The sequence below is a fragment of the Candidatus Endoriftia persephonae genome (genome assembly GCF_023733635.1).
Lineage (GTDB): Bacteria > Pseudomonadota > Gammaproteobacteria > Chromatiales > Chromatiaceae > Endoriftia > Endoriftia persephonae.
Genome location: NZ_CP090569.1, coordinates 378,874 through 395,956 on the forward strand (window position 1 = coordinate 378,874; position 17,083 = coordinate 395,956).

Sequence of the window (17,083 nt, forward strand, 5' to 3'; positions counted from 1 at the left end):
GTATAGGGGTAAGAACTGTGTCCAAGGAAAAATTCGAACGCACAAAGCCGCACGTTAATGTGGGCACCATTGGTCACGTTGACCACGGTAAGACCACCTTGACTGCAGCGATCACGCTGGTGCAGGCGAAGAAGTTTGGTGGCGAGCAGCGCGCCTTCGATCAGATCGACAACGCCCCGGAAGAGCGTGAGCGTGGTATCACCATTGCTACCTCGCATGTGGAGTACGAGTCTGAGAATCGCCACTACGCCCATGTGGACTGCCCCGGCCATGCTGACTATGTAAAGAATATGATCACCGGTGCGGCGCAGATGGATGGCGCGATCCTGGTGGTCTCGGCCGCTGATGGCCCGATGCCGCAGACCCGCGAGCACATCCTGCTCTCTCGTCAGGTTGGTGTGCCCTACATCATCGTCTATATGAACAAGGCCGATATGGTCGACGATGAAGAGCTGCTAGAGCTAGTTGAGATGGAGATTCGTGAGCTGCTGGACAGCTACGATTTCCCCGGCGATGACACTCCTGTGATCATTGGTTCCGCGCTGAAGGCGCTGGAAGGTGACGAGTCCGATATCGGCGCTGGCTCCATTGCCAAGCTGGTCGAGGCGCTGGATACTTACATCCCTGAGCCGGAGCGTGCGATTGACGGCGCCTTTCTGATGCCCATCGAAGACGTCTTCTCCATCTCTGGTCGAGGCACCGTGGTAACCGGTCGTGTTGAGCGCGGCGTGATCAAGGTGGGTGAAGAGGTTGAGATCGTCGGAATCAAAGAGACCGCGAAGACTACCTGCACCGGCGTTGAGATGTTCCGTAAGCTGCTGGATCAGGGAGAGGCCGGCGACAACGTGGGTGTGCTGCTGCGTGGCACCAAGCGTGAAGATGTTGAGCGCGGCCAGGTGCTGGCGCACCCGGGTACCATCACCCCGCACACCCACTTCGAGTGTGAGGTGTACGTGCTGAGCAAGGATGAAGGTGGTCGTCACACCCCCTTCTTTGCAAACTACCGTCCGCAGTTCTACTTCCGTACTACCGACGTGACCGGCGCCTGTGACCTGCCCGAGGGTGTGGAGATGGTGATGCCGGGTGACAACGTCAAGATGACGGTAAAATTGATCGCGCCGATCGCAATGGAAGAGGGCCTGCGTTTCGCTATCCGAGAGGGTGGCCGTACCGTGGGTGCCGGCGTGGTTTCCAAGATCATCGAGTGATAGACAATGGCTAACCAGAGAATTCGCATCCGCCTGAAGGCTTTCGATCATCGACTGATCGATCAATCGGCCCGTGAGATCGTTGAGACTGCCAAGCGCACTGGCGCGCAGGTACTCGGCCCGATTCCGCTGCCGACTAAGAAAGAGCGGTTTACCGTACTGATCTCCCCGCACGTCAATAAGGACGCACGCGACCAGTATGAAATTCGTACCCACAAACGTCTGATGGATATTGTCGACCCAACTGACAAGACCGTTGATGCGCTGATGAAGCTCGATCTGGCCGCCGGCGTGGACGTTCAGATCAAGCTGAACTGAGGTTAAGAACAATGGCTATTGGAGTTATTGGACGCAAGATCGGTATGACACGCGTCTTCACCGAAGAGGGTGCGTCAGTGCCGGTTACCGTGATCGAGGTCGCGCCGAATCGTGTCTCTCAGCTGAAAAGCGAGGACACAGATGGTTATCGTGCGATCCAGGTGACCACTGGTGCACGCAAGGCTTCTCGCGTTAACAAGGCTGCCGCCGGTCACCTGGCGAAGGGCGGTATTGAGGCGGGGCGTGGTCTGTGGGAGTTCCGCCTGGAAGATGGTGAGGGCGAAGGCATCGAGGTCGGTGCCGAGATCAAGGCCGACCTCTTTGAGGTTGGGCAGAAGATCGACGTGCGTGGCCAGAGCAAGGGTAAAGGTTTTCAGGGTGGTGTGAAGCGCCACCACTTTCGTACCCAGGACGCCACTCATGGTAACTCGCTGTCGCATCGTGCGCCGGGTTCGATCGGTCAGTGCCAGACCCCAGGTCGTGTCTTCAAGGGTAAGAAGATGGCTGGTCACATGGGCGATGTTCAGCGTTGCCAGCAGAACCTGGAAGTGGTGCGGGTCGACACTGAGCGCAACCTGCTGTTGGTAAAGGGGGCAGTCCCTGGCGCTACTGGCGGTGATGTGATCGTGCTGCCTGCGATCAAGATGAAGAACAAAGGGTGAAACCGATGGATTTGAATGTACAAGGTGGAGATGCCATCCAGGTCTCCGACGCCGTGTTCGGTGCAGAGTACAAGCAAGGCCTGATCCATCAGGTCGTGACCGCCCATATGGCGGCTGCCCGTTCCGGCACCAAGGCGCAGAAAAGTCGTTCCGCGGTCAACGGTGGTGGCATCAAGCCCTGGCGTCAGAAAGGTACCGGTCGTGCCCGTTCCGGCACTAGCCGCAGCCCGATCTGGCGTAGTGGCGGCGTGACCTTTGCTGCGCAGCCACGTAGTTACGCGCAGAAGGTCAATCGTAAGATGTACCGGGGTGCGATTCGCTCGATTCTCTCCGAGTTGATCCGTCAGGAGCGGTTGGTCGCGGTGAAGGAGTTCAACGTCTCTGCGCCGAAGACCAAAGAGCTGGTCGGCAAGCTGAAAGAGATGGATTTGAGCGATGTGCTGGTTGTGACAAACAACCCGGATGAGAATCTCTATCTCGCAGCACGCAACCTCTATGGTGTCGATGTGCGCGATGTGCAGGAGATCGACCCGGTAAGCCTGATCGCCTACGAAAAGGTCTTGATGACCGAAGGCGCGGTTAAGCAGATTGAGGAGCGTTTGGCATGAATAACGAACGTCTGATGAAGGTACTGCTCAGCCCGCTTATTTCGGAGAAGAGCAGTATTGTCGCTGATGCAAACCGGCAGTTTACTTTTCGCGTTGTGAAAGATGCGACTAAGCAAGAGATTGCCGCTGCTGTGGAGAAGCTGTTCGATGTTGAGGTCGAGCGGGTGCAGGTAGTGAATGTAAAGGGCAAGAAGAAGCGCTTTGGTCAGATCCAGGGTCGCCGCTCTGATTGGAGAAAGGCCTACGTTCGCCTCAAAGAAGGCAATGATATCGATTTCGCCGGCGGTGCCTGAGCGAATCTAACGGGATTGGAATAATGGCTATCGTAAAGACAAACCCGACCTCTGCTGGCCGCCGTTTTGTGGTCAAGGTAGTGAATAAAGAGCTGCACAAGGGCGGCCCTTACGCACCGTTGGTCGCGAAGAAGACCAAGAGTGGTGGTCGCAACAATACTGGTCGTATCACTACCCGCCATCGCGGTGGTGGTCACAAACAGCGCTACCGCATCATCGATTTCAAGCGAAATCGTGAAGAGGCCGCAGTGGTAGAGCGTTTGGAATACGATCCAAACCGGACCGCGCACATTGCACTGATCCGCTATGAGGATGGTGAGCGTGCCTACATTATTGCGCCGAGCGGTCTGAAAGCTGGAGATGAAGTATGCTCCGGCAGTGATGCCGCAATCGCGGTGGGTAACTGCCTGCCGCTGCGCAATATGCCGCTGGGTTCTGTGGTGCACTGCATCGAGATGAAGCCTGGCAAAGGCGCCCAGATCGCACGTTCTGCGGGTGCATCGGTTCAGCTGGTCGCTCGTGAAGGTGACTACGCAACCCTGCGTCTGCGTTCCGGTGAGATGCGCAAGATTCCATCCGATTGCCGTGCAGTAATCGGTGAGGTCTCCAACTCGGAGCACAATCTGCGATCTCTCGGCAAGGCGGGCGCCACACGCTGGCGGGGCGTACGTCCCACCGTCCGTGGTGTCGCCATGAACCCGGTGGATCATCCACATGGTGGTGGTGAGGGTCGGACCTCGGGCGGGCGTCATCCGGTATCCCCTTGGGGTATGCCAACTAAGGGTTATAAAACCCGCACCAACAAGCGTACCGATAAGATGATCGTACGCCGCCGCAATCGTAAGTAACTTGAGTAGGGGTTAGAGTCGTGCCACGTTCAATCCGAAAAGGGCCGTTTATCGATCACCACCTGGCCAAGAAGGTGGAAGATGCGGTCGCGCAAAACAACAAGCGGCCCATTAAGACATGGTCTCGGCGCTCGATGATCCTGCCCGAAATGGTCGGTCTGACCATTGCGGTCTACAACGGTCGTCAGCATGTGCCGGTTCTCATCTCTGAGAACATGGTTGGCCATAAGCTCGGCGAGTTCGCGCTGACCCGCACCTATCGGGGTCATGCAGCGGACAGGAAGTCCAGGTAAGGGGGCGTAAGATGCAGGCATCAGCAAAATTGCGACATGCGCGCATGTCGGCCCAGAAGGCTCGGCTGGTCGCAGACCAGATTCGCGGTCTGCCGGTTGAACAGGCGTTGAATGTTCTCGCATTCAGCAAGAAGAAAGGCGCGGTTCTGGTAAAGAAGGTTCTTGAGTCGGCGATTGCCAATGCAGAGCACAACGAAGGTGCGGATATCGATGAGCTTAAGGTCTCAGCGATCAGCGTTGACGAGGGGCCGACTATGAAGCGAATCCGTGCTCGTGCAAAGGGGCGCGCAGCCCGTATCCTCAAGCGGACCAGTCACATCAATGTGACTGTCGCAGACAAGTAACAGGCAAGAGAGGCCGATATGGGTCAGAAAGTACATCCAACCGGTATCCGACTGGGTATCGTAAAAGACTGGACGTCGAAATGGTACGCAGATTCCAAGCACTATGCTGATCTGCTGAACAATGATCTCAGTGTCCGGGATTTTCTGAAGAAGCGCCTCTATCAGGCATCCGTAAGCCGGATTCAGATCGACCGCCCTGCAAAAAATGCACATATCACTGTGCATACGGCACGGCCCGGCCTTGTTATCGGCAAGAAGGGCGGCGACATTGATGCCTTGCGCAACGAGGTCTCCAAGATGATGGGGATCCCCGTGCACATTAGCATTGAGGAGATTCGCAAGCCTGAGCTGGATGCACAGCTTGTCGCAGAGGGCGTTGCTCAGCAGCTTGAGCGTCGTGTGATGTTTCGTCGGGCCATGAAGCGTTCGGTGCAGAATGCCATGCGCTTGGGAGCGCAGGGCATCAAGATCAATATCGGTGGTCGTCTGAACGGTGCTGAGATTGCCCGTAGCGAGTGGTACCGTGAAGGTCGTGTGCCGCTGCACACTTTGCGTGCCGATATCGATTACGGTTTTGCCGAGGCCAACACCACTTATGGCATCATCGGCGTAAAAGTTTGGATTTTTAAGGGTGAAGTCTTTGCTGATGGAGAGGTGGCGCAAGCAGAGCCTAAGACCAAATCCGCAGGAAAGAGGTCGTAAGAAATGCTACAACCAAAACGTACCAAATTCCGAAAGCAGCACAAGGGTCGCAACCGCGGCCTTGCCAACACAGGTAGCAGTGTCTCGTTTGGCGAGTTTGGCTTGAAATCCACTGGGCGTGGCCGTATTACTGCTCGCCAGATTGAGGCAGCCCGACGCACAATTACCCGCCATGTGAAACGTGGTGGACAGCTGTGGATTCGGGTTTTTCCTGATAAGCCTATTACCAAAAAACCTCTCGAGGTACGTCAGGGTAAAGGTAAGGGTAATGTGGAGTACTGGGTTGCTCAGATTCAGCCAGGGCGCATGCTCTACGAGATCGAAGGTGTCTCGGAAGAGCTGGCTCGTGAGGCATTTGCGCTGGCATCTGCGAAGCTGCCTGTGTCCACCACTTTCGTAAAACGGACGGTGATGTGATGAAGGCAAGTGAACTGCGAGGAAAGGGTTCCGAAGAGTTGCAGTCAACTCTTGAGGAACTGCTGAAAGAGCAATTCAATCTGCGCATGCAGAAGGGAACCGGGCAGCTTTCGCGTCCCTCCCGCATGAATGCGGTCCGCAAGGAGATCGCACGAATTAAAACGGTAATGAACGAGCAGAAGGCAGGCAGCGCATCATGAGCGAACAAGAAGCCAGCAACCGCACCTTGGTCGGGCAAGTGGTCAGCAGCGGGATGGATAAGTCCATCACTGTCGTTGTTGAGCGTCGAGTGAAACACCCGATCTACGGTAAGTTCGTGCGCCGTTCCACTAAGGTGCATGCGCATGATGAGAGTAACGAGTGCAACTCCGGTGATACTGTGATGGTGGAGCAATGTCGTCCGCTGTCGAAGACCAAGCGTTGGCGCCTGGTGAAGATCATCGAGCGTGCCAGCTGATCGGCTGCAATTTTTTGCCGAACGAATACAAAGCATAGGGCAGAAACATGATTCAGATGCAGACAAGCCTGAATGTTGCCGATAACAGCGGGGCCAAACGCGTCCAGTGCATCAAGGTACTGGGTGGCTCGCATCGCCGTTATGCGGGGATCGGTGACATCATCAAAGTAAGCGTTAAGGATGCAATTCCACGCGGTAAGGTTAAAAAGGGCGACGTTTACAACGCCGTCGTGGTGCGCACCAAAAAGGGTGTTCGTCGTCCGGATGGTTCAATCATCCGCTTTGATACCAACGCGGCTGTATTACTTAACAACCAGTATCAGCCAATCGGTACACGTATCTTTGGCCCTGTTACCCGTGAATTGCGAAGTGAGCGTTTTATGAAGATCATTTCGCTCGCTCCCGAGGTGCTGTGAGGCGATAACAATGGCTAGCAAGATCAAAAAGGGCGACGAGGTCATCGTTGTTACCGGAAAAGACAAGGGCAAGCGCGGAACTGTGATCCGCATGCTCGATCGGGATCGTGTTGTTGTAGAGAACATCAACATGGTTAAAAAGCACACTAAGCCGAATCCAGCGAAAGGAGAGCCTGGCGGTATTCTCGATAAAGAGATGCCCCTGCATATCTCCAATGTCGCGCTCTACAATCCGGAAACCGGCAAGGGTGACCGGGTTGGGTTCAAGACCCTGGATGATGGCCGCAAGGTGCGGGTGTTCAAGTCCAACAACGAAGTTGTGGATATCTGAGGCGTAACTGGCGATGTCAAGATTACAGCAACATTACAGCGACGCTGTTGTCCAGCAGTTGATGGACAAGTTCAAATACAACAGTGTCATGCAGGTTCCGCGCATTACCAAGATCACCCTGAACATGGGTGTCGGTGAGGCGATTGGTGATAAAAAGGTTCTCGAGTTTGCCGTGGGTGATATGGAAAAGATCGCTGGCCAGAAGGCGATCATTACTCACGCGCGTAAGTCGATTGCTGGCTTCAAAGTTCGTGAAGGCTGGCCCATCGGCTGCAAGGTGACTCTGCGGCGTGAGCGTATGTATGAGTTTCTCGACCGACTGATCAGCATTGCGATTCCACGTATTCGTGACTTCCGCGGGCTGAGTGCCAAGTCTTTTGACGGTCGTGGTAACTACAGCATGGGCGTAAAGGAACAGATCATCTTCCCTGAGATCGACTACGACAAGGTTGATACCCTGCGTGGCTTGGATGTCACTATCACAACAACAGCGCGCACTGATGAAGAGGGGCGTGCCTTGTTGGAAGCGTTTAAATTTCCGTTTAAGAACTGAGTACGGATATGGCAAAGAAGAGCATGATCGCACGCGAAAATAAGCGTGCACGTACGGTAGCAAAGTATGCCGCCAAGCGAGCTGCGCTGAAGAAGATCATCGATGATCCCAGTAGCAGCTATGAGCAGGTGGAAGAGGCAGTGGTCAAGCTGCAGAGGCTGCCACGTGACGCAAGCCCGAGTCGTCAGCACAACCGCTGCCGGGTAACTGGCCGTCCGCACGGCTACTATCGCAAGTTCGGTCTGGCTCGCAACAAACTTCGTGAAGCGGCTATGCGTGGCGATGTGCCTGGGCTTGTAAAAGCAAGCTGGTAAGTATAGACTGCGCGTCTTTATTTGCGGGCCCATCTAGGGCCCGTTAACTGTTTTGCACGCGGGTATCGCGCCCTAAAGGCGGGCTGACCCGAGGAGCACAAAATGAGTATGTCAGATCCCATCGCGGATATGCTTACGCGTATCCGTAATGGTCAAGCAGCGAACAAATCTGATGTTAAGCTGCCCGCCTCCAAGATGAAGTTGGCGATCGCCAATCTCCTCCAGGATGAAGGTTTCATCCAGAATGCCAGAGTCGAAGAGAACGACGGCAAGCCCCAGTTAGTGCTTGAGTTGCGCTACTTTGAGGGCCGTCCGGTTATTGATCTTATCAAACGTGTCAGTCGTCCGGGCCTTCGAGTTTACAAGGGGCGCGGCGAGTTGCCGAATGTTCGTGGTGGCTTGGGCATTGCAATCATCTCCACATCGAAAGGCATTATGACCGATCGTGCGGCCCGGGCTTCTGGGCAGGGCGGTGAAGTGATTGCCTTTGTTGCCTAGCGGAGGATTGGAAAATGTCTCGAATTGCAAAGAGTCCGATTGCTATTCCGTCTGGTGTGGAGCTGAAAGTTGCGGATCAGGTTGTTTCGGTGAAAGGCGCAAAAGGCGCTCTGGAGCTGACAGTGCACGATCTGGTTGCGATCTCCCAGGAAGATAGTGAGCTGCGGGTGTCGCCGAAGGTAGAAGATAAAGACTCATGGGCAATGGCCGGAACCATGCGGGCGTTGCTTAACAATATGGTGGTTGGGGTGAGTCAGGGCTTCGAGCGTAAGCTAGAGCTGGTTGGTGTGGGTTATCGTGCCCAGGCCAAAGGCAAAAGCCTGAATCTCAGTCTCGGTTTCTCACACCCCATCGACTATTCCTTGCCTGATGGGGTGGATGCTGCAACTCCTTCTCCAACTGAAATCATCCTTACTGGATTTGATAAGCAGCGAGTTGGGCAGGTAGCTGCGGAGATTCGTGCTTTTCGTCCGCCAGAGCCCTACAAGGGTAAGGGCGTTCGTTATTCGGATGAGCTCGTGGTTCGTAAAGAAGCCAAGAAGAAATAGTAGGGTAGATCGATGGACAAGAAACAAGCACGTATTCGACGTGGTCGCCGCACTCGCGCGAAAATTCGCGAACTGGGTGTTCATCGCCTCACAATCCACCGGACACCTCGTCACATGTATGCACAGGTGATCGCGCCGAGTGGTGGTGAGACCCTGGCGAGCGCTTCGACCCTGGACAAAGTGGTTGCTGAGCAGATTGATGGGGCGACCAGTAATACAAATGCGGCCGCCGTCGTCGGAAAGCTCATTGCCGAGCGAGCTAGAGCGGCTGGCATTGATCAGGTTGCTTTTGATCGTTCCGGTTTTCGCTACCACGGTCGGGTCAAGGCGCTGGCCGATGCGGCACGCGAAGCTGGCCTGAAGATTTAACGGAGCTGAAAGATGGCAAATTTCAATACAAAGCCTGAGAGTGATGAGCTCCTCGAAAAGCTGATCAACGTCAATCGTGTTGCCAAGGTGGTAAAGGGTGGGCGTCAGTTCGGTTTCTCCGCGCTGACTGTTGTCGGCGATGGTCAGGGTCGCGTCGGTTTTGGTACCGGCAAGGCTCGCGAGGTTCCGATTGCGATTCAGAAGGCGATGGAATCGGCACGCAAAAACATGGTCAAGGTCAGGCTTAGTGGCGATACGCTTCAGTATCCGCTGGTTGGGCGTCATGGCGCTGCCAATGTCTTCATGAAGCCCGCTTCTGAAGGTACTGGCATCATCGCCGGTGGCGCGATGCGTGCGGTTTTTGAGGTGCTTGGTGTTCACAATGTGCTGGCCAAGTGTATTGGCACCAACAATCCGATCAACGTAGTGCGTGCAACCATCAATGGTCTGGCCGATATGACGGATGCTGAATCTGTGGCGGCCAAGCGTGGCAAGAAAGTTGAAGAGATTCTGGGGTAAGTCATGTCAGATAAGAAGATGATGCGCGTTACCTTGGTGCGGAGCATGAATGGGCGTCTTGCTAGCCACCAGGCCTGTGTGCGTGGTTTAGGCCTGCGTCGCATGCACCATACGGTAGAGGTCGAGGATACTCCCTGTACGCGTGGTATGGCGGGCAAGGTGTCTTACATGGTAAAGGTTGAGGAGTCCTGAGATGCGTCTCAACGATTTGCGCCCAGATAGTGGGCAAAAGCGTGACCGGAAGCGTGTGGGTCGTGGCATCGGCTGCGGTCTTGGTAAGACGTGTGGCCGCGGCCATAAGGGGCAGAAGTCCCGCTCCGGTGGGTTTCATAAGGTTGGTTTTGAGGGTGGTCAGATGCCGCTGCAACGGCGCCTGCCGAAGGTTGGTTTTCGTTCCCGTGTCGGCATGACTACCGCTGAGATTCGGCTGAGTGAACTGGCCAAGGTCGAGGGCGATGTCGTCACTCTCGAGTCTTTGGAAAAAGCGAATCTCATCAATCGTTCCGTTAAGCGGGTGAAGATTATTGCATCCGGCAATGTTGAGCGTCCCGTGACCATTGTTGGCATTAAGGCCACCAAAGGAGCCGCAGCGGCTATCGAGGCTGCAGGCGGAAAGATCGAGGCGTAAATGTCAAAGCAAGGATCGGCAATGTTAAACTCGCTTGGCGGTATGGGGCGACTGACCGAATTGCGTCAGCGGCTGCTTTTCGTTGCCGGTGCGTTGCTGGTATTTAGGATCGGTACCTTTATTCCGGTGCCTGGTGTGAATCCGGTTGCACTTGCTGCCCTGTTTGAGCAGGCGCAGGGTTCGATCCTCGACATGTTTAATATGTTCTCGGGTGGTGCGCTTGAGCGCGCCAGTCTGTTTGCGCTTGGCATCATGCCGTACATCTCTGCCTCTATCATCATGCAGTTGATGACCTCGGTGCTTCCAAAACTGGAGCAATTGAAAAAAGAGGGTGAGGCGGGCCGCCGTAAGATCACGCAGTACACGCGCTATGGAACAGTTGTGCTTGCTAGCTTTCAGGCGGTTGGTATTTCGATCGCACTGCAGAGTCAGTCGATTGGTGGTCAGTCGGTGGTGGCCCAACAGGGTGTGGGTTTTGTCGTTACGGCGGCTGTCTCGCTTGTGACTGGAACCATGTTCCTGATGTGGCTTGGTGAGCAGATCACGGAGCGCGGAATTGGTAATGGCATCTCAATGATCATCTTTGCCGGTATCGTGGCCGGGTTGCCGTCCGCCATCGGTGGCACGCTTGAGTTGGCACGTACCGGTGAATTGAACGTTTTGACGATCCTGGTGTTATTCGCATTGGCAATTGCCGTCACCGGCTTCGTTGTGTTCGTCGAGCGAGGGCAACGAAGGATTACCGTCAACTATGCGAAACGACAGCAGGGACGGCGCCTGATGCAGGCGCAGAGTTCTCATCTGCCGCTTAAGCTGAATATGGCTGGCGTGATTCCGCCGATCTTTGCTTCAAGCATCATCCTGTTTCCAGCGACGCTTGGGCAGTGGTTCGGGAATTCCGAGGAGACGCGCTGGCTACAGGATATTTTTTCAAAGCTGTCGCCAGGTGAGCCGGTCTACGTGATGGCCTATGCAGCAGCGATTATTTTCTTCTGCTTCTTCTATACAGCGCTGGTCTTTAATTCAAAAGAGACGGCCGATAATCTGAAGCGCTCTGGTGCGTTTATCCCGGGCATCCGACCAGGCGAGCAGACTGCAAAATACATCGACGGCGTAATGTCCCGGCTGACCTTTGCTGGTGCAATCTACATTACTGCTGTTTGCTTGTTGCCGGAATTTTTAATCGTCGGATGGAATGTCCCATTCTATTTTGGCGGTACATCTCTGTTGATCATTGTTGTCGTAGTGATGGATTTTATGGCTCAGATTCAGGCCCATTTGATGTCGCATCAGTACGAGGGGTTGATGAAGAAGGCTAACCTCAAAGGCGGCAGAAAGAAGTGATCGATTGAGCTGAATCGGTTCAGTCAAGTTTTTTGGAGCAAAGATATGAAAGTTCGTGCATCAGTAAAAAAGATGTGTCGCAATTGCAAGATTGTTCGCCGCAACGGTGTAGTGCGTGTGATCTGTAAGGAAGGCCGGCACAAACAACGCCAAGGCTAAATCTGAGCCACGCGCAGCCATAAGGCTCTTGACTGGGTCTCATTAAATTGGCATAATTGCGCGTTTCCGCCAAACGAAATTTGCTTGAGAAAAGCAGGAGACGAGAAAAATGGCTCGAATCGCAGGAGTCAATATACCTGATCGCAAGCACGCGATAATCGCGCTGACTTCAATTTATGGCGTTGGCCGTACTCGCGCAGCTGGTATTTGTGAAGCAACGGGTATTGCGCCCAGCACAAAGATCCTCGAGTTGAGCGAGGCTCAGTTGGAGGCGATTCGTTCTGAAGTCGCAAAATTCACAGTCGAGGGTGATCTTCGTCGTGAAGTCTCAATGAACATCAAGCGTCTGATGGACTTAGGCTGTAATCGCGGCATCCGTCACCGCCGTGGTCTGCCGTTGCGTGGTCAGCGTACCAAGACAAATGCACGCACCCGTAAGGGGCCGCGTCGTCCGATCAAACGATAAGTCGATTTAGAACTCGCAGGAACAGATGATGGCAAAAGCAAGCGGCCGTTCCCGAAAGAAAGTCAAGAAGACAGTGAGCGATGGCGTAGCGCACGTTCACGCTTCGTTCAATAATACAATCATCACGATTACCGATCGTCAGGGCAATGCACTGGCATGGGCAACTGCTGGTGGATCAGGCTTTCGCGGGTCCCGAAAGAGCACCCCTTTTGCTGCTCAGGTGGCGGCTGATCGGGTTGGTCAGATGGTCAAAGAGTATGGTGTTAAAAACCTTGATGTAAACGTGAAAGGCCCCGGTCCGGGACGCGAGTCTGCGGTACGTGCGCTTAATAATGCAGGGTTCAAGATCACCAGCATCTCTGATGTGACCCCCATCCCTCACAATGGTTGCCGTCCACCGAAGAAGCGTCGGGTCTGAGCACTGGAGTCTAAACATGGCAAGGTATATCGGTCCAAAATGTAAGCTGAGTCGTCGCGAGGGAACTGACCTATTCCTCAAAAGTCGCATGCGCTCTCTCGACTCCAAGTGCAACATGGAGAAGGTTCCTGGGCAGTCAGGTGATCGTCGTCGCCGTATCTCCGATTATGGGCTTCAGCTCCGCGAGAAGCAGAAAGTTCGTCGTATCTACGGCGTGATGGAGAATCAGTTCCGCAACTACTATAAGGCTGCGGCGCAGGCTAAAGGTGCGACTGGCGAAAACCTCCTGCAGGCGCTTGAGACCCGTCTCGACAATGTCGTTTACCGGATGGGTTTTGGCTCAACTCGTGCTGAAGCGCGTCAGCTCGTTAGTCATAAGGCGATTGAAGTCAACGGCAGTGTCGTTAACGTTGCATCTTACAAGATCAAGGCTGAGGACGAGGTCAGCATTCGCGAGAAAGCCAAGAAGCAAGTCCGCATACAGGGTGCCTTGTCATTGGCAGAGCAATATGGGTTTGTGGATTGGGTTGAGGTTGATCCCAAGGCGATGAAGGGCGTTTTTAAGCGTGTGCCGGATCGGGCTGACCTTCCCGCAGAGATTAATGAACAACTCGTTGTCGAGTTGTACTCGAAGTAAGCCCAATCGAGAGGTTTATTCATGGTAGATAACGTTATGGAGTTCCTGAAGCCACGCATAGTGAATGTGCAGGCGCTCAGTGAAACTCACGCAAAAGTTATCCTGGAACCGCTTGAGCGAGGCTTTGGGCACACGCTCGGGAATGCCTTGCGTCGTATCTTGCTCTCCTCTATGCCAGGCAGTGCGATTACTGAGGTGGAGATTCAGGACGTCCTGCATGAATACACCGCGATAGAGGGTGTTCAGGAGGATGTGCTGGAGATCCTGCTCAATCTGAAGCAGGTTGCATTGGTGATGCACTCCCGGGACGAAGCGGTCTTGCGGCTGCAGAAGAAGGGACCAGGAGTTGTCAGTGCTGGGGATATTACCCTTGATCATGACATTGAGATCGCAAACCCGGATCTGCATATTGCTACTCTTACCAAGAGTGGCGAGATCAATATGACTCTCACGGTCAAGCGTGGGCGCGGTTATCAGCCGTCGACTGCTCGACAGAGTTCGGCGGGTGAAGATCGACCGATCGGTATGTTGCAGCTTGACGCGTCGTTTAGTCCAGTGAGACGTGTGGCTTATTCGATCGAATCTGCGCGTGTTGAGCAGCGCACCAATATGGATCGTCTGGTTATCGAATTGCAGACCGATGGCACTATTGATCCGGAAGAAGCGATCCGACGCTCGGCAGGCATTCTCAGAGATCAGCTCTCTGTCTTTGTTGATCTTGAGGCGGAGGCAGCTGAAGCGACTGCTGAACCGGAAGAGCCGATGATCGATCCGATCTTGTTGCGTCCGGTTGATGATCTGGAGCTGACGGTTCGTTCTGCAAACTGTCTGAAGGCCGAGAACATTTTTCTTATCGGTGATCTGATTCAGCGCACCGAGGTTGAGTTGCTCAAGACCCCGAATCTGGGCAAGAAGTCACTCACCGAGATCAAGGATGTGCTGGCCCGCAGGGGCCTCTCTCTTGGCATGCGCTTGGAGCATTGGCCACCCGAGAGCATTGATGAGCATTTCGCTCACTGATCTACCTATTTGTTAAACGAAGAATTGAAGGAAGTCGATCCATGCGTCATCGCAAATCAGGGCGGCAACTGAACCGAAACAGCAGCCATCGCAAGGCGATGTTCCGCAATATGGCAGTGTCGCTGATCAATCATGAGCTGATTAAGACAACTTTGCCGAAGGCGAAAGAGCTTCGCCGCGTGGCAGAACCGCTGATCACCATGTCAAAAACCGACTCTGTTGCGAAGCGTCGTCTCGCATTCTCACGACTGCGTGATGATGCGGCTGTTGGCAAGCTGTTTGCCGAGCTGGGGCCGCGTTACAAGGAGCGCGCAGGTGGCTATCTGCGCATCCTAAAATGCGGCTATCGTAGCGGAGATAAGGCGCCTATGGCCTATGTCGAGCTGGTCGATCGTCCTGAGGTGGATGAGGCTGAAGAGATGGAAGCGACTGAAGAGTAAAGTCTTCGCTAAGTTTTGCTCCTGCTCCAGCCAAGAGCCGGTCAAGAGCAGCTTTAGTATCCCGGCTGCTGATAAAGCCCTCACCGTTTGGTGGGGGCTTTGTTTTTATGGGTATGCTAAAAAACTGCCAACCTAGCAGTTGAAGATGGAGAGGGAGATCTTGAGCGAACTGCTTCCTGTGCATCACCGAGTGGGTAGCCTCGGAATGAATCTGGACGAAGCAGATTGGGATGGAGAATTCATCGATTTAATGCGCTGATCACAGGGTCGCTCAATGACTCCTGTCGCGGCGACACTCGCATATCCTTGTGCGGTGTAATTGCAGGCTATTGTGAGCGACTGCAAGGATGCGCCCAGAAGGAAGGGCCCTTGGGGTGCAGGAGGTATGACCCAAGAGTGGGGGGGGGCAGACGGCGGGAACAGTCTGTCAATAGTAACGCAGGAGCGGTTGCTGAGATTGGCAAAACTTCTGTTCCAGCGCACGCTCCTCGCCTACATGGATGAATACGACGACAAAGCGGTGGATTCTGGACCTAAGGTGTGAGTCCACGATTCGTTCAGACTCCCTGGGTAAGATTAATCAATGTGCGACTTATCCTGTGCTTTGAGCCGCTGATTGAGATGTTTTATGACCCATGTTGTGATGGGGCATATCGATACGTAAAGATGGTCAGGCACGCTGAGGGCATCAAGCTATCGAGATGATGCTTATGCGGGTCTGATAGCCTACCAGGGAGGGTTGTGGATGTTGTAACGTCGTTTGCGACCAACGGGAATGTGCCTCTCAGAGTTACTTGGTGGCGCTTCAGTATTCAGGTTGGCGTCAGAAAGGTTCCGGTTTTTTCGCTCCAGAGAGACCCGCAACATAAGAAAGATCATCACCCACATGCTGACCTGACTGATCATTGGGTAGAAAGACTGACCAGCAACAGCGCCAAACAGCTGGCTGACTGTAAACGCCAGGCTGCCGCCGCCTATTGCCATATTGAAGGAGTCTGTCTTGTCCCTGAACAGGGTGAGACTTTTTATCACGATAATCAGAAAGAAGATAAAGATGGGGATCGAGAATAGCAGGCCGTTATCGAGGGTCAGCTCAAGATAGGCGTTGTGTGGGTGAGGGAATGACTCGTGATAGGAATTCCAGAGGAAGGGTGCAATACCGCTGCGGATCATGGCGTGTCGTCCATGTCCCCAGATCGGCTGCTCGGCGATCTTTTCGATGACAAAGGGCCAGATCTCGGTGCGACCGGAGGTGACCGTATAGAGGTCCATGTCGTCCGCTTTAACTGGTCCGCCGCTGTCGAGTTCAGCGTTGCGGTTATCCGCGGTATCCTGGGTGAAGCCCTCTGTGAAGCGTTCGGTCACCGACGGAATAGTGACGGCAATGGTCATAACCACCAGCGGCGTGATGAAAAAGAATTTTCGCCAGCGGTACCAGGCCAGAATGAATGCCACCCCCATCCAGCTACCCATGCCGATGCGGCTGCCGGTCAGTGCGATAGCAAGTGCGCAAGCCATGCTGGAGAGCACCAGAAATGTCTTGTTGAGTGAACTTTTAGAGAGCTGGATCAAGGCGAAAAAGGCCCAAGCAGCACCGGAGAGCAGCACAGCTACATCACTGCGAAAGTAACCGATCTCACGGTCAATGACGCGCACGGCGCGCTTCTGCAGTAGATCACCATCGACGAGGGTGCTTACCGGCATCCAGCGGATTACCTGCAAGGCAAGCAATAGATTCATTATCAGAACGGATGCGAGCGCCCACTGCATGCGGGTCTTGTCGTTGGTGCCATAGTAAAACATTATGCCTGGAGCGACATATTTGAGTACATTGATGATGTCATCGATAAATAGGCTCTGCCCAGTGAAAAAGTCGCGGCGGCCAACCAGTAAAGAATATTCGTTGAGGATGGCGGAATCCCCGGCGCCCCTCAGATAAGAGGCGACGATGATGGCCAGGTACCAGACTAGATAGAAACGGATCGATATGGGAAGTTTAGGGGCCTTCCATTCCCTGGCGCGGGCGGAAAACCAGGCGAGAAAGGTCGATGCGAAGAGCAGATTCCAGGGGTTGAGGCCGGGGATGCCAGCCACGGCCTTTGGCATGTCCGGACGCTCGACAAAGGCCATCAGTACAACCAGAAAACAGAGGGTCTTGAACCAGTCGCGCCAAGCGTAGACGCTGAAAAAAGCGACAATCATCCAGATTAGGGCTACACGCATCGGCTTTCGACTCTTGTTGGTGAAGGCTAGATCAAAGCGGACTCCAGTCC

General features: G+C 54.3%; 30 protein-coding genes. 29 read left to right on the plus strand and 1 reads right to left on the minus strand.

The features are described from left to right. Positions 1-17: 17 nt before the first annotated feature. From tuf to rplQ, 29 genes are all read left to right on the plus strand, one after another. Positions 18-1,208 carry an elongation factor Tu gene (gene tuf / locus L0Y14_RS01760; RefSeq protein ID WP_251859242.1) on the plus strand — a complete coding sequence of 397 codons (1,191 nt, stop codon included), beginning with the start codon at positions 18-20 and terminating at the stop codon, positions 1,206-1,208. Between the two features lie 6 nt (positions 1,209-1,214). Then, positions 1,215-1,526, plus strand: a complete 312-nt coding sequence (gene rpsJ, locus L0Y14_RS01765; RefSeq protein ID WP_005960967.1) for a 30S ribosomal protein S10 — start codon at positions 1,215-1,217, stop codon at positions 1,524-1,526. Between the two features lie 11 nt (positions 1,527-1,537). Next, entirely contained in the window at positions 1,538-2,188 is a 651-nt protein-coding gene (gene rplC / locus L0Y14_RS01770; protein WP_005960966.1) for a 50S ribosomal protein L3, read from the plus strand. 5 nt (positions 2,189-2,193) lie between these two features. After that, a complete protein-coding gene (gene rplD / locus L0Y14_RS01775; protein ID WP_039959878.1) occupies positions 2,194-2,796 on the plus strand; it encodes a 50S ribosomal protein L4 in 603 nt (200 codons plus the stop codon). After that, entirely contained in the window at positions 2,793-3,089 is a 297-nt protein-coding gene (rplW, locus tag L0Y14_RS01780; RefSeq protein ID WP_005960964.1) for a 50S ribosomal protein L23, read from the plus strand. The genes rplD and rplW overlap by 4 nt, the downstream gene beginning before the upstream one ends. A 23-nt stretch (positions 3,090-3,112) precedes the next feature. After that, positions 3,113-3,937, plus strand: a complete 825-nt coding sequence (gene rplB, locus L0Y14_RS01785; protein ID WP_005960963.1) for a 50S ribosomal protein L2 — start codon at positions 3,113-3,115, stop codon at positions 3,935-3,937. 20 nt (positions 3,938-3,957) lie between these two features. Further along, complete coding sequence (gene rpsS, locus L0Y14_RS01790; protein ID WP_005960962.1) at positions 3,958-4,230, plus strand: 30S ribosomal protein S19; 273 nt, start codon at positions 3,958-3,960, stop codon at positions 4,228-4,230. Between the two features lie 11 nt (positions 4,231-4,241). After that, positions 4,242-4,574, plus strand: coding sequence for a 50S ribosomal protein L22 (gene rplV / locus L0Y14_RS01795; protein WP_005960961.1), 333 nt, complete (start codon positions 4,242-4,244; stop codon positions 4,572-4,574). Between the two features lie 18 nt (positions 4,575-4,592). Beyond that, a complete protein-coding gene (gene rpsC / locus L0Y14_RS01800; RefSeq protein ID WP_005960960.1) occupies positions 4,593-5,276 on the plus strand; it encodes a 30S ribosomal protein S3 in 684 nt (227 codons plus the stop codon). A gap of 3 nt (positions 5,277-5,279) precedes the next feature. Further along, positions 5,280-5,693 carry a 50S ribosomal protein L16 gene (gene rplP / locus L0Y14_RS01805; RefSeq protein WP_006473511.1) on the plus strand — a complete coding sequence of 138 codons (414 nt, stop codon included), beginning with the start codon at positions 5,280-5,282 and terminating at the stop codon, positions 5,691-5,693. Then, positions 5,693-5,893, plus strand: a complete 201-nt coding sequence (gene rpmC, locus L0Y14_RS01810) for a 50S ribosomal protein L29 (RefSeq protein ID WP_006473512.1) — start codon at positions 5,693-5,695, stop codon at positions 5,891-5,893. Before rplP ends, rpmC begins: the two co-directional genes overlap by 1 nt. Beyond that, entirely contained in the window at positions 5,890-6,150 is a 261-nt protein-coding gene (gene rpsQ / locus L0Y14_RS01815; protein ID WP_005960957.1) for a 30S ribosomal protein S17, read from the plus strand. Before rpmC ends, rpsQ begins: the two co-directional genes overlap by 4 nt. Before the next feature lie 47 nt (positions 6,151-6,197). Beyond that, positions 6,198-6,566, plus strand: coding sequence for a 50S ribosomal protein L14 (gene rplN, locus L0Y14_RS01820; RefSeq protein WP_005960956.1), 369 nt, complete (start codon positions 6,198-6,200; stop codon positions 6,564-6,566). A 10-nt stretch (positions 6,567-6,576) separates the two neighbouring features. Beyond that, positions 6,577-6,897: a 50S ribosomal protein L24 gene (gene rplX / locus L0Y14_RS01825; protein ID WP_005960955.1), complete on the plus strand. Its 321-nt coding sequence runs from the start codon at positions 6,577-6,579 to the stop codon at positions 6,895-6,897. A 13-nt stretch (positions 6,898-6,910) separates the two neighbouring features. After that, positions 6,911-7,450 (plus strand): 50S ribosomal protein L5, encoded by a 540-nt coding sequence (rplE, locus tag L0Y14_RS01830; protein ID WP_005960954.1) that lies wholly within the window; start codon positions 6,911-6,913, stop codon positions 7,448-7,450. A gap of 8 nt (positions 7,451-7,458) precedes the next feature. Further along, the gene (gene rpsN, locus L0Y14_RS01835) at positions 7,459-7,764 is read left to right on the plus strand and encodes a 30S ribosomal protein S14 (RefSeq protein ID WP_005960953.1); all 306 of its coding nucleotides are present in this window, start codon (positions 7,459-7,461) and stop codon (positions 7,762-7,764) included. A gap of 102 nt (positions 7,765-7,866) precedes the next feature. Next, positions 7,867-8,262 carry a 30S ribosomal protein S8 gene (gene rpsH, locus L0Y14_RS01840; RefSeq protein WP_005960952.1) on the plus strand — a complete coding sequence of 132 codons (396 nt, stop codon included), beginning with the start codon at positions 7,867-7,869 and terminating at the stop codon, positions 8,260-8,262. 14 nt (positions 8,263-8,276) lie between these two features. Next, the gene (rplF, locus tag L0Y14_RS01845) at positions 8,277-8,810 is read left to right on the plus strand and encodes a 50S ribosomal protein L6 (RefSeq protein ID WP_005960951.1); all 534 of its coding nucleotides are present in this window, start codon (positions 8,277-8,279) and stop codon (positions 8,808-8,810) included. Positions 8,811-8,822: 12 nt separating this feature from the next. Further along, the gene (rplR, locus tag L0Y14_RS01850) at positions 8,823-9,179 is read left to right on the plus strand and encodes a 50S ribosomal protein L18 (protein ID WP_005960950.1); all 357 of its coding nucleotides are present in this window, start codon (positions 8,823-8,825) and stop codon (positions 9,177-9,179) included. Positions 9,180-9,191: 12 nt separating this feature from the next. Next, positions 9,192-9,698 (plus strand): 30S ribosomal protein S5, encoded by a 507-nt coding sequence (gene rpsE, locus L0Y14_RS01855; protein WP_005960949.1) that lies wholly within the window; start codon positions 9,192-9,194, stop codon positions 9,696-9,698. A gap of 3 nt (positions 9,699-9,701) precedes the next feature. After that, positions 9,702-9,890 (plus strand): 50S ribosomal protein L30, encoded by a 189-nt coding sequence (gene rpmD, locus L0Y14_RS01860; RefSeq protein WP_005960948.1) that lies wholly within the window; start codon positions 9,702-9,704, stop codon positions 9,888-9,890. Between the two features lies 1 nt (position 9,891). Then, the gene (rplO, locus tag L0Y14_RS01865; RefSeq protein ID WP_006473517.1) at positions 9,892-10,326 is read left to right on the plus strand and encodes a 50S ribosomal protein L15; all 435 of its coding nucleotides are present in this window, start codon (positions 9,892-9,894) and stop codon (positions 10,324-10,326) included. Positions 10,327-10,347: 21 nt separating this feature from the next. After that, positions 10,348-11,670: a preprotein translocase subunit SecY gene (gene secY / locus L0Y14_RS01870; protein ID WP_006473518.1), complete on the plus strand. Its 1,323-nt coding sequence runs from the start codon at positions 10,348-10,350 to the stop codon at positions 11,668-11,670. Positions 11,671-11,715: 45 nt separating this feature from the next. Further along, positions 11,716-11,829: a 50S ribosomal protein L36 gene (rpmJ, locus tag L0Y14_RS01875; protein WP_005960945.1), complete on the plus strand. Its 114-nt coding sequence runs from the start codon at positions 11,716-11,718 to the stop codon at positions 11,827-11,829. 109 nt (positions 11,830-11,938) lie between these two features. Next, positions 11,939-12,295 (plus strand): 30S ribosomal protein S13, encoded by a 357-nt coding sequence (gene rpsM / locus L0Y14_RS01880; RefSeq protein ID WP_005960944.1) that lies wholly within the window; start codon positions 11,939-11,941, stop codon positions 12,293-12,295. 28 nt (positions 12,296-12,323) lie between these two features. Then, the gene (gene rpsK, locus L0Y14_RS01885) at positions 12,324-12,713 is read left to right on the plus strand and encodes a 30S ribosomal protein S11 (RefSeq protein WP_039959886.1); all 390 of its coding nucleotides are present in this window, start codon (positions 12,324-12,326) and stop codon (positions 12,711-12,713) included. A gap of 16 nt (positions 12,714-12,729) precedes the next feature. Beyond that, complete coding sequence (gene rpsD / locus L0Y14_RS01890) at positions 12,730-13,350, plus strand: 30S ribosomal protein S4 (protein WP_039959877.1); 621 nt, start codon at positions 12,730-12,732, stop codon at positions 13,348-13,350. Positions 13,351-13,371: 21 nt separating this feature from the next. Further along, positions 13,372-14,370, plus strand: coding sequence for a DNA-directed RNA polymerase subunit alpha (locus tag L0Y14_RS01895; protein ID WP_005960941.1), 999 nt, complete (start codon positions 13,372-13,374; stop codon positions 14,368-14,370). Between the two features lie 41 nt (positions 14,371-14,411). Beyond that, positions 14,412-14,810: a 50S ribosomal protein L17 gene (rplQ, locus tag L0Y14_RS01900; RefSeq protein WP_005960940.1), complete on the plus strand. Its 399-nt coding sequence runs from the start codon at positions 14,412-14,414 to the stop codon at positions 14,808-14,810. 726 nt (positions 14,811-15,536) lie between these two features. Here rplQ and L0Y14_RS01905 read toward each other — a convergent pair. Beyond that, on the minus strand, positions 15,537-17,033 hold the full coding sequence (locus L0Y14_RS01905) for an O-antigen ligase family protein (RefSeq protein ID WP_005960939.1): 1,497 nt from the start codon (positions 17,031-17,033) through the stop codon (positions 15,537-15,539). Positions 17,034-17,083: the final 50 nt, after the last annotated feature.